Source organism: Pseudomonas sp. S3_B11 (assembly GCF_054667715.1).
The window spans coordinates 3,937,832-3,956,452 of record NZ_CP162749.1 but is presented as its reverse complement, the minus strand read 5'-3'; the positions used below and the strand labels follow the sequence as shown (position 1 = coordinate 3,956,452).

General features: G+C 64.3%; 6 protein-coding genes. 4 read left to right on the top strand and 2 right to left on the bottom strand.

What is annotated here, in order from left to right; all coding sequences use genetic code 11:
* Nucleotides 1-11: 11 nt before the first annotated feature.
* Nucleotides 12-1,802, bottom strand: coding sequence for an acyclic terpene utilization AtuA family protein (locus AB4O22_RS17710; protein WP_223473067.1), 1,791 nt, complete (start codon nt 1,800-1,802; stop codon nt 12-14).
* Between the two features lie 180 nt (nt 1,803-1,982).
* Here AB4O22_RS17710 and AB4O22_RS17705 point away from each other — a divergent pair, with 180 nt between their 5' ends.
* From AB4O22_RS17705 to AB4O22_RS17695, 3 genes are all read left to right on the top strand, one after another.
* Entirely contained in the window at nt 1,983-2,624 is a 642-nt protein-coding gene (locus tag AB4O22_RS17705) for a TetR/AcrR family transcriptional regulator (protein ID WP_223473066.1), read from the top strand.
* 99 nt (nt 2,625-2,723) lie between these two features.
* Nucleotides 2,724-3,500, top strand: a complete 777-nt coding sequence (locus AB4O22_RS17700) for a substrate-binding periplasmic protein (protein ID WP_223473091.1) — start codon at nt 2,724-2,726, stop codon at nt 3,498-3,500.
* Nucleotides 3,501-3,570: 70 nt separating this feature from the next.
* Nucleotides 3,571-4,584, top strand: coding sequence for a GNAT family N-acetyltransferase (locus AB4O22_RS17695; RefSeq protein WP_223473065.1), 1,014 nt, complete (start codon nt 3,571-3,573; stop codon nt 4,582-4,584).
* Nucleotides 4,585-4,649: 65 nt separating this feature from the next.
* Here AB4O22_RS17695 and AB4O22_RS17690 read toward each other — a convergent pair whose 3' ends face one another.
* A complete protein-coding gene (locus AB4O22_RS17690; RefSeq protein WP_003199492.1) occupies nt 4,650-5,198 on the bottom strand; it encodes an RNA polymerase factor sigma-70 in 549 nt (182 codons plus the stop codon).
* A 283-nt stretch (nt 5,199-5,481) separates the two neighbouring features.
* Here AB4O22_RS17690 and AB4O22_RS17685 point away from each other — a divergent pair, with 283 nt between their 5' ends.
* Nucleotides 5,482-18,468 (top strand): non-ribosomal peptide synthetase, encoded by a 12,987-nt coding sequence (locus AB4O22_RS17685; RefSeq protein WP_460106026.1) that lies wholly within the window; start codon nt 5,482-5,484, stop codon nt 18,466-18,468.
* Nucleotides 18,469-18,621: the final 153 nt, after the last annotated feature.

Here is an 18,621-nt window from a genome sequence, read left to right as displayed (position 1 = left end):
GCGACCGTCCCTTAGTTGACCTGGTCGGCGATGCCTTGCGGCACCGGAATCTGAATCTCCAGCAACTGCTGGGCGAACGCCTTGCCCTGGGGATCGATGCGCAGGCTGGCGACACCGCCGCCGCCGAGGGCGTTTTCCAGCAGGAAATTCAAACTGTGGGTGCCCGGCAGGTACCAGCGTTCGACCCGGCCCAAGCGCGGGTCGAGCACGTGGCTCATCCAATCGACCATCACCTCCGGCGTCAGTGCTTCGGCGATCCAGGGCAGGTATTCGGGTTCCCGGGCGATCACGCCAATGTTGCTGTGGTTGCCCTTGTCGCCGGAGCGCGCCACCGCCAGTTTGACCAACGGCACGCTGGCATCGGCCCGGCCCTGGGGTTTGGGCAGGTCCGGGGCAACGGGCAGATCGACGGTGTGCAGCGGTTCGAACGCGGGCAGGGGGCAAGGGTGACGCTGGCCGTCGAGTTCGATGTCGAGCCGGCAAGTGGTTTTGTCGGTCAGGAACGAGAACAGGCGAATCAACGGCGACACCGTCGGCCGGCCACCGACCAGCCCCGTCAGCCCTGGCGCCATGCCGGTGGCGGCCTGGGCGATTTCCCTGGAAAACAGCACCAGCGGCTGTTTGTCCGAGTGCCGTACCGCCAGCTTGATCACCACCTCACGGCTGTCCTGGCGTTGGCCGTGCTGGCCGTAAGTGGCTTCGCTGCCCAGCAGTTCGATGTCCACTTCGCTGTAGGGCGCCCAGCCATGCTGGCTGAACACCTGTGAGGTCTTGGCGACGATTGCCTGGCTGACCCGTTCAGCCTTGGCCACCGCATCAATGCCGGCGATCAGGCAGGTGGCGGTGCAGCGCCAGCCGTCCAGCCAGGTGGCGCTGACCTTGTATTGATCGGTGGGTGGCAAGCCCTTGGCGCCGTGGACGCGCACGGCGTGCTTGCCTTGCTGGATCAACCTGACCTGGCTGAAGTCACAGACCACGTCCGGCAACAGATAGCCTTGCGGGTCGCCGATTTCGTAGAGCAACTGCTCGCCGACGGTCAATGGCGTGACCAACCCGCCGCTGCCTTCGGCTTTGGTGACCGTGAACTGGCCGTCGGCGCTGACCTCGACGATGGGAAAGCCGATGTGCTCGTAATCCGGCACTTGCTGCCAGTCGGTGAAGTTGCCGCCCGTGCACTGGGCGCCGCATTCGATCAGGTGCCCAGCCAGTGCGGCCTGGGCCAATCGGTCGTAATCGTCCCAGGCCCAGCCGAATTCATGCACCAAGGCGGCGCTGACCACGGCGCTGTCCACCACGCGTCCGGTGATCACGATATCGGCCCCCAGGCGCAACGCCTCGACGATGCCGGGCGCGCCAAGGTAGGCGTTGATGGACACGCACGCGCAGGGCAGGGGTTCGCCACTGAACATTTCGCGAATGTCTTGGGCGGCGAGTCGATCGAATTGCGGTTGCAGGTCATCGCCCAGCAGCACGGCGATCTTCAACGGCACGCCGGCCTGATCGCAGGCCGCTTGCAGGGCCTTCGCACAGGCCTGGGGGTTGACCCCGCCGGCGTTGCTGATGACACGGATGCCGTGGTCATGCAAACGCCGTAGCAGCGGTGTGAGGACCTCAATGAAGTCCGTGGCATAACCGCTCGAAGAATCCTTCAGGCGCGCCCCGGCCATGATCGATATCGTCACCTCGGCCAGGTAGTCGAATACCAGGTAATCCAGCGCCCCGCCCTCGACCAGTTGCGCTGCCGCTGTACAGGTATCGCCCCAGAAGGCGCTGGCGCAACCGATACGGATCGTTTTTGGCATGGCGTTCCCTCCGGCAAAGGTGGTTCGAGACTACCAAGCAAGCGCTTGGTTTGTAAACGACGACTGGTTCTTCTGGCCGAGCGCTTGCTTGGCTGCCTCGGTCAGCTTAAATTGCCCGCGCCACTGATGGTTTGGTGTGCAATGCTCGCGCGTGGGTTGATCGACTGTAGGAGAGAATGGGTGGACGAGCAAAAAGCCCTGGGCGTGATGCGGGAGCTGGTCGACAACGGGCAACTGACCGACCCGGACAGTGCTCGCGGCAAACTGCTCCAGACCGCCGCCCACCTGTTTCGCAACAAAGGCTTCGAGCGCACCACGGTGCGTGACCTGGCCAGTGCCGTGGGCATTCAGTCGGGCAGCATCTTTCACCATTTCAAGAGCAAGGACGAAATCCTGCGGGCGGTGATGGAAGAAACCATCCGCTACAACACCGCATTGATGCGCGCCGCCCTGGCCGAGGCCGACAGCGTGCGTGAGCGGGTATTGGCGCTGATCCGCTGCGAATTGCAGTCGATCATGGGCGGCACCGGCGAGGCCATGGCGGTGCTGGTCTATGAATGGCGTTCGCTATCGCAGGATGGGCAGCGGCATGTGCTGGCCCTGCGTGATATTTATGAGGACTTGTGGCTCGAGGTGCTGGGCCAGGCCAAGGAGGCCGGGTATATTCGTGGAGACGTGTTCATTACCCGGCGGTTCCTCACGGGAGCGCTGTCCTGGACCACCACCTGGTTTCGCGCCGAAGGCAGCCTGAGCCTCGATGAGCTGGCCGAGCAAGCCCTGATCCTGGTGCTTGAAGAAAACAATAATCGAGCAGTGCCTTGAATGACCGTGTGGCTGGCTAAGTGGCTGAAACCGCCTAGCTTGATTGTTATTGATGGGACTTTTGGGGAGTGGGTTATCTTGACGTTTTCGCCGATGGGGATGACCTCGCGTCTGGTGCTGGCTGCTCTGGCCGTTTTCCTGGCGTTGCCGACCGAGGCAGCGCAACTGGTACGGATCGGCGCGGCGCATTTTCCGCCTTATACCGTTCGTCCCGAGAACGGCGCCGACACCGGCCTGCTTCCGCAAATGGTGGAGGCCTTGAACCAGGCGCAAACGGACTATCAGTTCGTGCTGGTGCCAACATCGATCCCGCGCCGCTTCAATGATTTCAAGCAGGGCCGGGTCGACATGGCGATCTTCGAGAACCCGGCCTGGGGCTGGCAGGACGTGCCGCACACCTCGGTAGACATGGGCCTGGAGGATGCGGAAGTCTTCGTCGCCCAGAGCGAGCCGGATCGACAGCAAAGTTATTTCACCGACCTCAGGGGCAAGCGCCTGGCACTGTTCAGCGGTTATCACTATGCCTTTGCCGAATTCAACGCCGATCCCAAGTTCCTTACCGGCCAATACAACGCCACGCTGACGTACTCCCACGACAGCAACCTGCTGATGGTCTTGCGCGGGCGCGCGGATATCGCCCTGGTGACCCGTTCGTACCTCAACGATTACGTGTTGCGCAACCCCGAAGTCGGCCCGCAATTGCTGGTGTCTGAACGCATCGATCAGGTCTACCACCATTACGCGCTGATCCGCCCGCAGGCGCCCATTTCCAGTGAGGCGTTTGCGCAGTTGCTGCAAATGTTGCGGGATAACGGTCAGTTGCTGAAGATTTTCCAGCCCTACCAGATTCATCTGGTGCCCATGCATACCCATTGAATGCACCACTAAATTTCCCTTCCTGGTTCACGTCCCACGTTGACTACCGACGAATACGCGAGCCCCTCCCATGTCCAACCTCAACCCCCCGACGACGTTGCCCTTGCCCGGCGGCCGTCGCCTCGGCGCCGATGAAACCGAACGCCACCTGAGCCTGATGCTCGAAGGTGCGCCGCTGATCCGGCTGCGCCTTGCGCGCGGTCCCGAGTTGCACGTGCACTTGCAGGAACTCGACGACCGACCAGTGGGCCCGGCGCTGTGGGCGGCCTGCTATTGGCTGTTTGCTCGCGACCCCGACTGCCAGCGCCTGACCTGGCACCTCGACGAGCGCCCCGGCGAAGCCTTGCTCAGCGGTTTGTTGATGGCCACCGAACGTGCCGGTGAATACATTTGCGAGCGCACGATGTTCTGGCAATTGCCGCAGCCCTGGCTGGGAGTGTCGTTCAACGGCAGTTACCCGCAACACATGATCATCACCGATGGCCAGCGCCATCCACGCCGGCCCATCAAGCCTCGTGGCGAGGTGTACCGGCGTTTTGATGCGCGGCTGGGCGCCTGGGTGTCCTTGCGCACCTTGGAAATCGAGCAGGACCTTACGCGTTTCAACCGCTGGCAGAACAGCCCGCGAGTGGCGAGCTTCTGGCAGGAGGAGGGCAGCCTGGAACAGCATCGCGAGTACCTGGGCAAGCTGCAGGCCGATCCCCGGGTCTTGACCCTGATCGGCTGCTTCGATGACCAGCCGTTCGCTTATTTCGAAGCCTATTGGGCCAAGGAAGATCGGATCGCGCCGTTCTATGCCGCCGGCAACTACGATCGCGGCATCCACATGCTGGTGGGCGAAGAGCAACACCGGGGGCCGCACAAGGTGGCGAGCTGGTTGTCGGCGCTGGTGCATTACCTGTTCCTGGACGACCCGCGCACCCAGCGCGTGGTCGCCGAGCCCCGGGCCGACAATGCCCGGATGATCGGGCACCTGCACAACCAGTGCTTCCATTGTGAAAAGGAATTCGATTTCCCCCACAAGCGCGCGGCGCTGATGATCCTGGGGCGTGAGCGGTTTTTTGATCGGTGTGGGTTGATGTAAGGGAGTAGGGCCTTAGGGCCTCGTCGCGAGCTTGCCCGCGATGGGGCCGGAACTGACACCTCATATCACCGCCGGGCGAAGGTATCCCCCCGAACCCCCGACACCTTGCGGCAATGCACCAGGGCATCGCGGATCATGAAGTTCACCAGGGTCGGCGAGACGCCCAGCTCCTTGGCGATGTCCTTCTGCGGCACGCCATGCAGGCGATACATCTCGAAGGCATAGCGGGTGCGGCTGGGCAGTTCGGTCAGCGCGTCGGCGATGTGCTCCAGCGTGGAAAAGTTGATATGGGAGGTTTCTGGCGAAGCACCCTGGATCACCACGTTCAACCCTTCCTCTTCCGGCCCCGAGTATTTCAGTTCCAGCGCCTGCTTGCGGTAGTGATCGATCGCCAGGTTGCGCACGATCTGGAACAGATAGCTGAGCTGTGCCTTGAACGAGGAGGTGATCTGGGGCGCCGATTGCAGCCGGAAAAACGCGTCCTGCACCACATCTTCGGCACGGGATCGGCAGCCGGTAATGCGTGCCGCGATCTTGACCAGGATCAATCGGTTGTCCACGAATGCCTGGAGTAACGGTGAGTCGCACCTGCTTGTGGATACTTGTTCCGTCATGGAATTCACCTTGCTGCAAAAAGTTAGCAGGACGTCCGGATGCCGCACTCGCCCTACACATCGAGCGCCAAATTAGGCTTAATGATAATGATTGTCAATTGAGAAGAAGAATTATTGATGATGCAGCGTCCAGCCTTGATGCCGCGACTCATTGCCGCGGCGCGTGGCTGGCGGATGCTTCGGTTCGATGCCTCGGTGAGTAGGCTCCTCGACTAATTATTTGTCGGGACTATCCGTTCCCATGGGTGACAACTTGCAAGCCGAATCCAGGCAGGAAACCCCCATGACCGACGCGTTCGAACTCCCCATCACCCTGGCTCATGCCCTCCAGCGCCGCGCCGCGTTGACGCCGGACCGGGTGGCCCTGCGCTTCCTCGCCGACACCCCAGGGCAGGGTGTGGTATTGAGTTATCGCGACCTGGACCTGCGTGCCCGGACCATCGCCGCCACCTTGCAGGCCGAGGCCGCGCTGGGGGATCGCGCCGTGCTGCTGTTCCCCAGCGGCCCGGATTACGTCGCGGCGTTCTTTGGCTGCCTCTATGCCGGGGTGATTGCCGTGCCGGCCTATCCGCCGGAGTCCGCCCGTCGCCATCATCAAGAGCGCTTGCTGTCGATCCTCAAAGACGCCGAACCGCGCCTGCTGCTCACCAGCAGTGATCTGCGCGAGCCGTTGCAAGCCATCGAATCGGCGCCGCCAGTGTTGTGCGTTGATACCCTCGACCCAGCCCGCGCCGGACAATGGCGGATGCCGACGCTGCAGGACGATGACATTGCCTTCCTGCAATACACCTCCGGCTCCACCGCGTTGCCCAAGGGCGTGCAGGTCAGCCACGGCAACCTGGTCGCTAACGAACTGCTGATCCGTCATGGCTTCGGCATCGACCTGAACCCCGATGACGTCATCGTCAGCTGGCTGCCGCTGTACCACGACATGGGGCTGATTGGCGGCTTGCTGCAGCCGGTGTTCAGCGGCGTCCCCTGCGTATTGATGTCGCCGGCCTACTTCCTGGCCCGGCCCCTGCGTTGGCTCGAAGCAATCAGCGAATACGGCGGCACTATCAGCGGTGGCCCGGATTTCGCCTATCGGCTGTGCAGCGAACGGGTCAGTGACTCGGCCCTGCAGCGTCTCGACCTGAGCGGCTGGCGCGTGGCCTATTCCGGTTCCGAGCCGATCCGTCTCGACACGCTGGAGCGGTTTGCCGAGAAGTTCGCCCCGTGCGGCTTCACGCCGGACAATTTCATGGCCTCCTACGGCCTGGCAGAAGCGACCCTGTTCGTCGCCGGTACGCCACGCCGCCACGGCATTCCTTCGCTGCGGGTGGATGATGCGGCACTGACGCAAAACCGTGCCGAGCCGGGGCAGGGCCGTGCGGTGATGAGTTGCGGTGTCAGCCAGCCCGGGCACGCGGTGCTGATCGTCGAACCCGCCACGTTGCAGCCGCTGGCCGACAATCAGGTCGGTGAAGTCTGGGCTGCTGGCCCGAGCATCGCCCTGGGTTACTGGCGCAACCCTGAAGCCAGCGCCAAGACCTTTGTCCAGCACGACGGGCGGACCTGGCTGCGTACCGGTGACCTGGGTTTCCTGCGCGGCGGCGAACTGTTCATCACCGGCCGCCTGAAAGACCTGCTGATCGTGCGCGGGCATAACCTCTATCCCCAGGACATCGAGCAAACCATCGAGCGCGAAGTGGAGGTGGTGCGCAAGGGCCGCGTGGCCGCGTTCGCGGTCAACGATGGCGGCGAGGAAGGCATCGGTATCGCTGCGGAAATCAGCCGCAGCGTGCAGAAAATCCTCCCGCCCGAAGCCTTGATCAAAGCCATTCGCCAGGCCGTGGCCGAGGCCTGCCAGCAAGCCCCGAGCGTGGTGGTGCTGCTCAATCCCGGCGCGTTGCCCAAGACCTCCAGCGGCAAGTTGCAGCGCTCGGCGTGCCGCAGTCGATTGGCCGACGGCAGCTTGGACAGTTATGCACAGTTCCCGTCAGCCGAGGCAGAAGTCGCTGACGAATCTGCTCCGTCATCCGAGCTGCAAACGCTCATCGGCCAAATCTGGCGCGAGCAACTGCAGGTCGAACAGGTCCAGGCTGACGATCATTTCTTCCTGCTGGGCGGTAATTCCATCGCCGCCACCCAGGTGATCGCACGACTACGGGAAACCCTGGGGCTGGAACTGAACCTGCGCCTGCTGTTCGAAGCGCCAACCCTGGCCGCGTTCGCCGCAGCGGTGGCGAACCAGCAACAGGACGGCGGCCAGCCTCAAGGCGCGATCAGCGCATTGTCGCGCGACGATGCGTTGCCGCAATCCCTGGCCCAGAACCGTTTGTGGTTTACCTGGCAGCTCGATCCGACGAGCCATGCCTACAACATTCCTGGCGCCTTGCACCTGCGCGGCGAGCTGGACGAAGACGCGTTGCGCGCCAGTTTCCAGCAATTGATCGAGCGTCATGAGTCCCTGCGCACGCGGTTCCTGGAGCGGGATGGCGTGGCCCTGCAACAGGTCGATCCGGCCGGTGAATTCAAGCTGCATGTCATCGATCTCGGCGACCTGCCTGCCGACTTGCGCGAAGCCCGGGCGCGGCAGGTTCGAGAAGACGAAGCGGCCACGCCGTTTGATCTGGAGAAGGGGCCGCTGCTGCGGGTCAGCCTGTTGCGTCTCGACGAGGATGACCATCAGCTGCTGGTGACACTGCACCACATCATCGCCGACGGCTGGTCGATGAATGTGTTGATTGAAGAATTCTCCCGCTTGTACGCCGCCGCCTCCCAAGGTCAGCTCGCCGAGCTGGCGCCGTTGCCCTTGCAATACGCCGACTACGGCAGTTGGCAGCGCCAGTGGCTCGCCCAAGGCGAGGCCGAGCACCAACTGAGCTACTGGAAGCAGCAACTGGGCGCGGAACCTTCGGCCCTGGTGCTGGGCACGGATCATCCACGCAGCGCTCAACGCCAGCGCAGTGCCGCGCGGCATAGCCTGCGCCTGGACAAGGGCCTCTGCGATACCTTGCGCCACGTGGCCCAGGCACACGATGCAACGCCGTTCATGCTGTTGCTGGCAGCCTTCCAGGCGCTGTTGCAGCGTTACACCGGCCAATCCGACATCCGCATCGGCGTGCCCAACGCCAACCGTCCGCGCCTGGAAACCCAGGGGCTGATCGGCTTCTTCATCAACACCCAGGTGCTGCGCGGGCAGGTCGATTCACGTCAGCCATTCGCTGCGCTGCTGGCCCAGGCCCGGGAAGCCACACTCGGTGCCCAGGTCCACCAGGACCTGCCGTTCGAACAACTGCTCGAAGCGTTTCCCGAGGCGCGTGAACAAGGCCTGTTCCAGGTGATGTTCAACCACCAGCAGCGTGACTTGAGTGCCTTGCGGCGCCTGCCGGGGTTGCTGGCCGAGGAGTTGCCGTGGCACAGCCGCGAAGCCAAGTTCGACCTGCAACTGCACAGCGAAGAAGATCGCAACGGCCGCTTGACGCTGTCGTTCGACTACGCCGACGAACTGTTCGAGGCGGCGACCATCGAGCGGCTGGCGGCGCATTACTGCAACCTGTTGCGGGCGGTCTGTGCCGATCCGCAGCAAGCCATCGGCGATGTGCCGTTATTGGCCGCCGATGAACACAGCCAACAGCAGCAATGGAGCGCGGCCCCGTGCGCGCCGGCCAGCCAATGGCTGCCGGAGCTGTTGAACGAACAGGCCCGGTGCACGCCGCAACGCACTGCGTTGCGCTGGGACGGTGGTCAACTCGATTATGCCGAGCTGCACACCCAGGCCAATCGCCTGGCCCTTTACCTGCGGGACAAGGGCGTTGGCCCGGACGTGTGCGTGGCGATTGCCGCCGAGCGCTCGCCGCGGCTGCTCATCGGTGTGCTGGCCGTCATCAAGGCCGGCGGTGCCTATGTGCCGCTGGATGCGGACTACCCGGCCGAACGCCTGGCCTACATGCTCCACGACAGTGGCGTCGACTTGCTGCTGACCCAAACCGAGCTGCTCGAACGTTTGCCGGCGTGCGACGGCGTCAGTGTCATCGCCATGGACGCCCTGCATCTGGAGCAATGGCCAAGCAATCCGCCGGGCCTGCACCTGCACGGCGACCATCTGGCCTACGTGATCTACACCTCCGGCTCCACCGGCCAGCCCAAAGGCGTCGGCAATACCCACGCGGCCCTGGCCGAGCGCCTGCAATGGATGCAAGCGACCTACGGGCTGGATGCCACCGATGTGCTGATGCAAAAAGCGCCGATCAGTTTCGACGTGTCGGTCTGGGAATGCTTCTGGCCTCTGATCACCGGCAGCGAATTGGTACTGGCCGGCCCCGGCGAACACCGTGACCCGCACCGCATCGCCCAGTTGGTGCAGCAGTTTGGCGTCACCACGCTGCACTTCGTGCCGCCGTTGCTCAGCCTGTTTGTCAATGAGCCGCTGAGCGCCCGCTGCAGCAGCCTGCGTCGGCTGTTCTCCGGTGGCGAAGCCTTGCCCGCCGAACTGCGCAAGCGGGTGTTGGCGCAACTGCCGGCGGTGCAATTGCACAACCGCTACGGCCCGACCGAAACCGCGATCAACGTCACCCATTGGCATTGCACCGAGGCCGATGGCGAGCGCTCGCCGATCGGCCGGCCCCTGGACAACGTCCTGTGCCGGGTACTCGACAGCGACCTCAATCCCGTGCCGGCCGGCGTGCCCGGCGAGCTGTGCATCGGCGGCCTGGGCCTGGCCCGGGGTTACCTCGGTCGTCCGGGCCTGAGCGCCGAGCGTTTTGTCGCTGACCCTCTGGGGCCGGCCGGTGCGCGGTTGTACCGTACCGGCGACCGCGCGCGTTGGAACGCCGACGGCGTGATCGAGTACCTCGGCCGCCTCGACCAGCAGGTCAAGCTGCGCGGTTTCCGGGTCGAGCCGCAGGAAATCGAAGCGCGCCTGCTGGCCCAGGACGGCGTCGCCCAAGTGGCGGTGTTGGTGCGCGACACCTCGGCCGGCCCTCAGTTAATCGGCTATTACACCGCCCCGGATGTCGCTCAGGATCAGGACGCGTTGAACATTCGGCTCAAAACCGCCCTGGCCGCCGAACTGCCGGACCACATGGTGCCCGCCCAACTGCTGCGCCTGGACGCCATGCCCCTGGGCCCGAGCGGCAAGCTCGACCGCCGCGCCTTGCCCGAGCCGCAATGGCAGGTGCGCGAGCACGTCGAGCCGGCCAGCGCCCTGGAGCAGCAAATCGCCGGCATCTGGCGCGAGGTGCTGGGCCTTGCGCGCATCGGCCTGCGGGACGATTTCTTTGCCCTCGGCGGTCATTCGCTGCTGGCGACCCAGATCATTTCCCGCACCCGCCAAACCTGTGACGTCGAACTGCCGCTGCGCACTTTGTTCGAGGCCAGCGAGCTGGGCGCCTTCGCCGAACAGGTGCGCTTGATCCAGGCCAGCGGCCAGGCCAACCGCCAGCCACCGATCGAGAAAGTTGACCGTAGCCAACCGGTGCCGCTGTCCTATTCCCAGCAGCGCATGTGGTTCCTCTGGCAGATGGAGCCGGACAGCCCGGCCTACAACGTCGGTGGCATGGCGCGGTTGCGCGGGGTGCTGGATGTCGGGCGTTTCGAGGCGGCCTTGCAGGCGTTGATCCTGCGCCACGAAACCCTGCGCACCACGTTCCCGAGCGTCGACGGCGTGGCCCGCCAGCAGGTGCACGGCGAGACGGGTCTGCGCATGGGCTGGAAGGATTTTTCGATGCTGGCTGCCGACATTCGCCAGCAGCGGGTGCAACAACTGGCCGACAGTGAGGCCCACCAGCCTTTCGACCTGGAAACCGCGCCGCTGCTGCGAGCCTGCCTGGTCAAGACCGCCGAGCATGAGCATTACTTTGTCCTGACGTTGCACCACATTGTCACCGAAGGCTGGGCGATGGACATCTTCGCCCGTGAACTGAGCGCGCTGTACGAAGCCTTTATTGATGACCGTGAGTCGCCGCTGGAAGCCTTGCCGGTGCAGTACCTGGACTACAGCGTCTGGCAGCGTCAGTGGCTGGAGTCCGGCGAGCGTCAGCGACAACTCGACTATTGGACCGCGCAATTGGGCCGCGAGCATCCGCCGCTGGAACTGCCCGGCGACCGCCCGCGTCCATCGGTGCAAAGTCATCGCGGTGAATTGTTCCGTTTCGACCTCAGTGATGATTTGGCGGCGCGGGTCCGTGCCTTCAACGCGCAACAGGGCCTGACCCTGTTCATGACCATGACCGCCGCCCTGGCCGTGCTGCTCTATCGCTACAGTGGCCAGACCGACCTGCGCATCGGCGCGCCGGTGGCGAACCGCATCCGCCCGGAAAGCGAAGGGCTGATCGGGGCGTTCCTCAACACCCAGGTCCTGCGCTGCCAACTCGACGGGCAGATGTCGGTGGGCGAACTGTTCGAGCAGGTGAGCCACACCGTGATTGAAGGCCAGTCCCATCAGGATTTGCCTTTCGATCACCTGGTGGAAGCCCTGCAGCCGCCGCGCAGTGCGGCCTACAACCCGCTGTTCCAGGTGATGTGCAACGTGCAGCGCTGGGAGTTCCAGCAGAGCCGCACGCTGGCCGGCATGACTGTGGAATACCTGGTCAACGACGCCCGGGCCACCAAGTTCGACCTCAACCTGGAAGTCACCGACCTGGATCAGCGCCTGGGTTGCTGCCTGACCTACAGCACCGACCTGTTCGACGAACCGCGCATCGCGCGGATGGCTGGGCACTGGCGCAATCTGCTGGAAGCGTTGCTGGTCGATCCGGCCCGACGCCTGAGCGAACTGCCGTTGCTGGACACCCGCGAGCAGCAACAGCTGCTCGACAGCCTGGGCGTCGAGCCCGGTGAGCATCGCCTGGACCAATGCCTCCACGAACTGTTCGACGAACAGGCGCGGATGCGTCCCGATGCGTCGGCCCTGACTTTCGCCGGGCAGACCCTGACGTATGCGCAACTGGACAGCCGCGCCAATCGCCTGGCCTGGATGCTGCGCGAACGAGGCGTCGGGCCGCAGGTGCGGGTCGGCCTGGCCCTGGAGCGTTCGCTGGAAATGGTCATCGGCCTGCTGGCGATCCTCAAGGCCGGCGGTGCCTACGTGCCGCTGGACCCGGAATACCCGCTGGACCGCTTGAGCTACATGATCGAGGACAGCGGCATCAGCCTGCTGCTCAGTGACCGGGCGATGTTCCAGGCCCTCGGTGCATTGCCCGAGGGCGTGGGCTGCTGGTGCCTGGACGATGATTCGCCAGCCCTGGCCCAATACCCGGATCAGCCGCTGCCGCTGATCAACCTGCCGCAACACCAGGCGTACCTGATCTACACTTCCGGCTCCACCGGCAAGCCCAAGGGCGTGGTGGTGTCCCACGGTGAAATCGCCATGCATTGCCAGGCAGTGATCCAGCGTTTCGGCATGCGCCCGGACGATTGCGAACTGCATTTCTACTCCATCAACTTCGATGCGGCCACCGAACGACTGCTGGTGCCATTGCTCAGCGGCGCCCACGTGGTGCTGCGGGCCCAGGGCCAATGGGACGCCGAGGAAATCTGTGGGCTGATTCGCCAGCATCGCATCAACATTCTTGGCTTCACCCCCAGCTACGGCAGCCAGCTGGCCCAGTGGCTGGCGACCCAGGGCCAGAGCTTGCCGGTGCGCATGTGCATCACCGGCGGCGAAGCCCTGACCGGCGAGCACTTGCAGCGCATTCGCGCGGCATTCAACCCTAGCCTGTTCTTCAACGCCTATGGCCCGACCGAAACCGTGGTCATGCCGTTGGCGAGCCTGGCCCCGGAGCGACTGGAAGAGGGCGCTGCCAGTGTGCCGATTGGCAGCGTGATTGGCGCCCGCGTGGCATACATCCTCGACGCCGACCTGGCGTTGGTGCCGCAAGGCGCCACGGGTGAGTTGTATGTGGGCGGCGCCGGTCTGGCCCAGGGTTATCACCAGCGTCCTGGCATGACCGCCGAGCGTTTCGTCGCCGACCCGTTCGCCACCGAGGGCGGACGCCTTTATCGCACCGGCGACCTGGTGCGCCAGGGTGCCGACGGTCTGGTGGAGTACCTGGGACGGATCGACCATCAGGTGAAAATCCGCGGCTTCCGCATCGAACTGGGGGAAATCGAAACCCGCCTGCTGGAACATGACGCGGTGCGCGAGGCCGTGGTACTGGCCTTCGACACGCCCGGCGGCAAGCAACTGGCCGGCTACCTGGTGAGCGACCTTGCCAGCCAGGACGGCGAGCAACAAGCGACCCTGCGCGAAGCCTTGAAAAACCACCTCAAGGCCCAGCTGCCGGACTACATGGTGCCCGCGCACCTGATCCTGCTGGCGAGCATGCCGCTGACCGCCAACGGCAAGCTCGACCGCCGTGCCTTGCCGTTGCCCGATCCCGAACTCAATCGCCAACACTACGTGGCGCCAAGCAATGCCCTGGAGCAGACCCTGGCGGCGATCTGGTGCGACGTGCTGAACGTCGGGCAAGTGGGCCTTAACGATAACTTCTTCGAGCTGGGCGGTGATTCGATCCTGTCCATCCAGGTGGTCAGCCGCGCCCGGCAGCAGGGCATTCACTTCACGCCCCGGGACCTGTTCCAGCACCAGACCGTGCAGACCCTGGCCGCGGTTGCCACGCGCAGCCAGCAGGTGCTTGCCGAGCAGGGCCTGTTGCAGGGGGAGTCCGGGTTGACGCCGATCCAGCACTGGTTCTTCGAGCGCCAGATCCCCAACCAGCACCACTGGAACCAGGCGCTGGTGCTGGCGCCGACCACGGCCCTGGAACCGCAACCTCTGGAACAGGCGCTGCGCAGCGTCTTCCTGCACCACGATGCCTTGCGCCTGGGCTTCGGCGAAAGCGTCGGGCACTGGCGTGCCGAGCACCAGCCATTGTCAGACGCGGCGTTGTTGCAGCACATATCCGTGGCCACCGCGCAGGATTGCGAAGCGTTGTTTGCCCAGACGCAGAGCCGTTTCAATCTATCAACCGGGCCATTGCTGCGCGCAGTGCTGGCGCAGTTACCCGACGGCCAGCAACGTTTGCTGATCGTCATCCATCACCTGGTGGTCGACGGTGTGTCGTGGCGGGTGTTGATGGACGATTTGCAAACCGTCTACCGCCAGCTCACCGCCGGGCAGCAGGTGCAGTTGCCGACCAAGACCAGCCCATTGCGCGACTGGGCCGCGCGCTTGCTGGCTTACGCCGGCAGCGAATCCCAGCGCGAAGAACTGGAGTGGTGGCAAGCGCAGTTGAGTGGTGCGCAGCTGCAGTTGCCCTGCGCGAATCCCGAGGGCGGGCTGCAGGAGCGTCATGCTGAAACCGTCAGCGTGCGCCTGGACGCCGAGCGCACCCGGCAACTGTTGCAACAGGCGCCGAGCGCCTATCGCACCCAGGTCAACGACCTGTTGCTTACCGCGCTGGCCCGGGTGCTGTGCCGCTGGAGTGGCCGTGCCTCGGCCCTGGTCCAGCTCGAAGGCCACGGCCGCGAAGCGCTGTTCGACGACATCGACCTGACCCGCACCGTCGGCTGGTTCACCAGCGTCTATCCCGTGCGCCTGAGCCCAGCGGACGAAGGCTTCGGTGCCTCGATCAAGGCCATCAAGGAACAATTGCGCGCGGTGCCCCACAAGGGCCTAGGCCATGGCGTATTGCGCTACATGGCCGACGCGGCGACTCGCCAGACGATGGCCAACCTGCCGCGCGCGGCGATCACCTTCAACTACCTGGGCCAGCTCGACCAGACCCTGGGTCAGGATGCGCTGTTCCAGCCGCTGGATGCGCCGCTGGGCGCGATCCACGATCCCGATGCGCCGCTGCCCAATGAGCTGAGCGTCGACAGCCAGGTCAGCGGTGGCGAGTTGGTGCTGCGCTGGACGTTCAGCCGCGAACGGCATGATCGTCAGGCTATCGCCACCCTGGCCGAGGCCTACCTCGATGAGTTGCAACGCCTGATCGAGCACTGCCTGACGGACGAGGCGGGCGGCCTGACGCCATCGGACTTCCCCCTGGCGAAGATGACCCAGGGCCAACTCGACAGCCTGCCGGTACCGGCCGGGCAGATCGAAGATGTCTACCCGCTGACACCGATGCAGGAAGGCATGCTGTTGCACACCTTGCTGGAACCGGGCACAGGCCTGTACTACATGCAGGATCGCTATCGCATCAACAGCGAACTGGACCCGCAGCGTTTTGCCCAGGCCTGGCAAGCGGTCATCGCCCGGCATGAAGCCTTGCGGGCGTCGTTCTGCTGGAACGTCGGCGAAGACATGCTGCAAATCATCCACAAGCCGGGCCGCACACCGGTGGACTATCTCGACTGGTCCGAGGTGCCCGAAGACGCCCAGGAAGCCAAGCTCCAGGCGCTGCTCAAGAACGAGCGCCAAGCCGGTTTCGATCTGTTGAACCAGGCGCCGTTTCATCTGCGACTGATTCGGGTCGGCGCGGCACGCTACTGGTTCATGATGAGTAACCACCACATCCTCATCGATGCGTGGTGCCGTTCGCTGCTGATGGACGACTTCTTCGAGATCTACACCGCCCTGGGTGAAAACCGCGAACCGCAGTTGACCGTGCCACCGCGCTATCGCGACTACATCGGCTGGTTGCAGCACCAGAGCCTGGCCGAGGCCCGGCAGTGGTGGCAGCGCAACCTGAAAGGCTTCGAGCGAACCACCCCGATCCCTGGCGACCGGCCGTTTCTGCGCGAGCACGCCGGTGACAGCGGCGGCATGATCGTCGGCGACTGCTACACCCGTCTCGATGTCGAGGATGGCGCACGGCTACGGGAACTGGCCCAGGCCCATCAACTGACGGTCAACACGTTCGCCCAGGCGGCGTGGGCCCTGGTGCTGCGGCGGGTCAGCGGCGACCGCGACGTGCTGTTCGGCGTCACTGTGGCCGGGCGTCCGGTGGAGCTGCCGCAGATGCAACGCACCGTGGGGCTGTTCATCAACAGCATCGCCTTGCGCGTGCAGATGCCTGAAGACTATCAGCGCTGCAGCGTGCGCCAGTGGCTCAGCGATTTGCTGGACAGCAACATGCAACTGCGCGAGTACGAATACCTGCCACTGGTGAGCATCCAGGAAGTCAGTGAACTGCCCAAGGGCCAGCCTCTGTTCGACAGTTTGTTCGTGTTCGAGAATGCCCCGGTGGAGGTCTCGGTGCTGGACCGCGCCCAAAGTCTCAATGCCACTTCGGACTCGGGCCGGACCCACACCAATTTCCCGCTGACGGCGGTCTGCTACCCGGGGGATGACCTGGGGCTGCACCTTTCATACGACCAGCGCTACTTCGATGAAAGCACCGTCCAGGGGCTGCTGGGCGAGTTCAAGCGGTTGCTGCTGGCATTGATGGCGGGCTTGCACGGCGACATGAGCGAGCTGCCGCTGATCGGTGCCGAAGAACAGGACTTCCTCATCGAGGGCTGCAACCAGAGCGAGCATGCCTATCCGCTGGAGCAGAGTTACGTCGAGCTGTTCGAGGCCCGAGTCGCGGCCCATCCGCAGCGCCCTGCGGTCAGTTGCCTGGACGCGAGCTACAGCTACGCCGAGCTGAATGCGCGCAGCAACCGCCTCGGTCATGCCCTGATCGCGTCCGGTGTCGGCCTGGATCAGCCCGTGGCGCTGCTGGCCGAACGGGATGCCGAGCTGCTGGGCATGATCGTCGGCAGCTTCAAGGCCGGTGCCGGCTACCTGCCGCTGGACCCGGGCCTGCCGAGCCAGCGCCTGAGCCGCATCATCGAATTGAGTCGCACGCCGTTGTTGGTTTGCACCCAGGCCTGCGAGGCCCAGGCGCAGGCTTTGCTGGACGAGTTCGCCTGTTCCGGGCGGCCGAAGTTGCTGGTGTGGGAAGCCGTCCAGGCCAGCGCTCTTTCGCTGGAAAACCCAGGGATCTACAGCGGGCCGGATAACCTGGCCTACGTGATCTACACCTCCGGTTCCACCGGCCTGCCCAAAGGCGTGATGGTGGAACAGCGGGGCATGCTCAACAACCAACTGAGCAAGGTGCCGTACCTGGCGCTGAGCGAGGCGGATGTGATCGCCCAGACGGCGTCCCAGAGCTTCGATATTTCGGTCTGGCAGTTCCTGGCCGCGCCGTTGTTCGGTGCCCGGGTCGACATCGTGCCCAACGCCATTGCCCACGACCCGCAAGGGTTGCTGGAGCATGTACAGCAGCAGGGCATTAGCGTGCTGGAAAGCGTGCCGTCGTTGATCCAGGGCATGCTCGCCCAGGAACGCATCGGTCTGGACGGCTTGCGCTGGATGCTGCCCACCGGCGAAGCGATGCCGCCGGAACTGGCCCACCAGTGGTTGTTGCGTTACCCGGACACTGGTCTGGTCAATGCCTACGGCCCGGCGGAATGCTCCGACGACGTGGCGTTCTTCCGGGTCGACCTGGCCTCGACCCGTGGTACGTATCTGCCGATTGGCACACCCACCGACAACAATCGTCTGTACCTGCTCGACGGCGCGCTGGACCTGGTGCCGCTGGGCGCGGTGGGTGAGCTATGCGTGGCGGGCACCGGGGTCGGGCGTGGTTATGTCAGCGATCCGTTGCGCACCGCCCCGGTCTTTGTGCCGAACCCGTTCGGCGCGCCGGGGGAGCGGCTGTACCGCACTGGCGACCTGGCACGGCGGCGCAGCGATGGGGTGTTGGAGTACGTCGGGCGCATCGACCATCAGGTGAAGATCCGCGGCTACCGCATCGAACTGGGGGAAATCGAAGCACGCTTGCATGAACAGCCGGAAGTGCGCGATGGGGCGGTGGGTGTGCAGGAGGGCGCCAATGGCAAGCATCTGGTGGGCTACCTCGTGGCCACCGACTCGGCGCTCAAACCCGCCGAACGACTGGAGCGCATCAAGCAGCGCCTGCGGGCCGAACTGCCGGAATACATGGTGCCGCTGCACTGGCTGTGGCTCGAGCGCCTACCCCTCAACGCCAACGGCAAACTCGATCGCAAGGCCTTGCCGACCCTGGAGATCGGTCAGTTGCAAAGCCAGGACTACCAAGCCCCCGGCAATGAACTGGAACAGACCCTGGCAGACATCTGGGCCCAGGTGCTGAAAGTCGAGCGGGTGGGGGTGCGGGACAACTTCTTCGAACTGGGCGGGCATTCCCTGCTGGCGACGCAGATCGCCTCACGGGTGCAAAAGGCCCTGCAACGCAACGTACCGCTGCGGGCGATGTTCGAATGCAGCACGGTGCAGGAACTGGCCGACTACATCGATGGGCTGGCGGCCGGCGAAATCACTGAGGAGAAGGTGGATCGGTTGAATGATTTGATGGCGGAGTTGGAAGGAATGTAGTTTTGCGGCGTCTATAAGGACCCCTTCGCGGGCAAGCCTTGCTCCCACAGGGATCAGCTGTGAACAGAGTATTTGTGTTCGAGCATCAACCCTGTGGGAGCAAGGCTTGCCCGCGATGAGGGCAGCATAGGCACTGCCGGCTCAAAGGTTGAC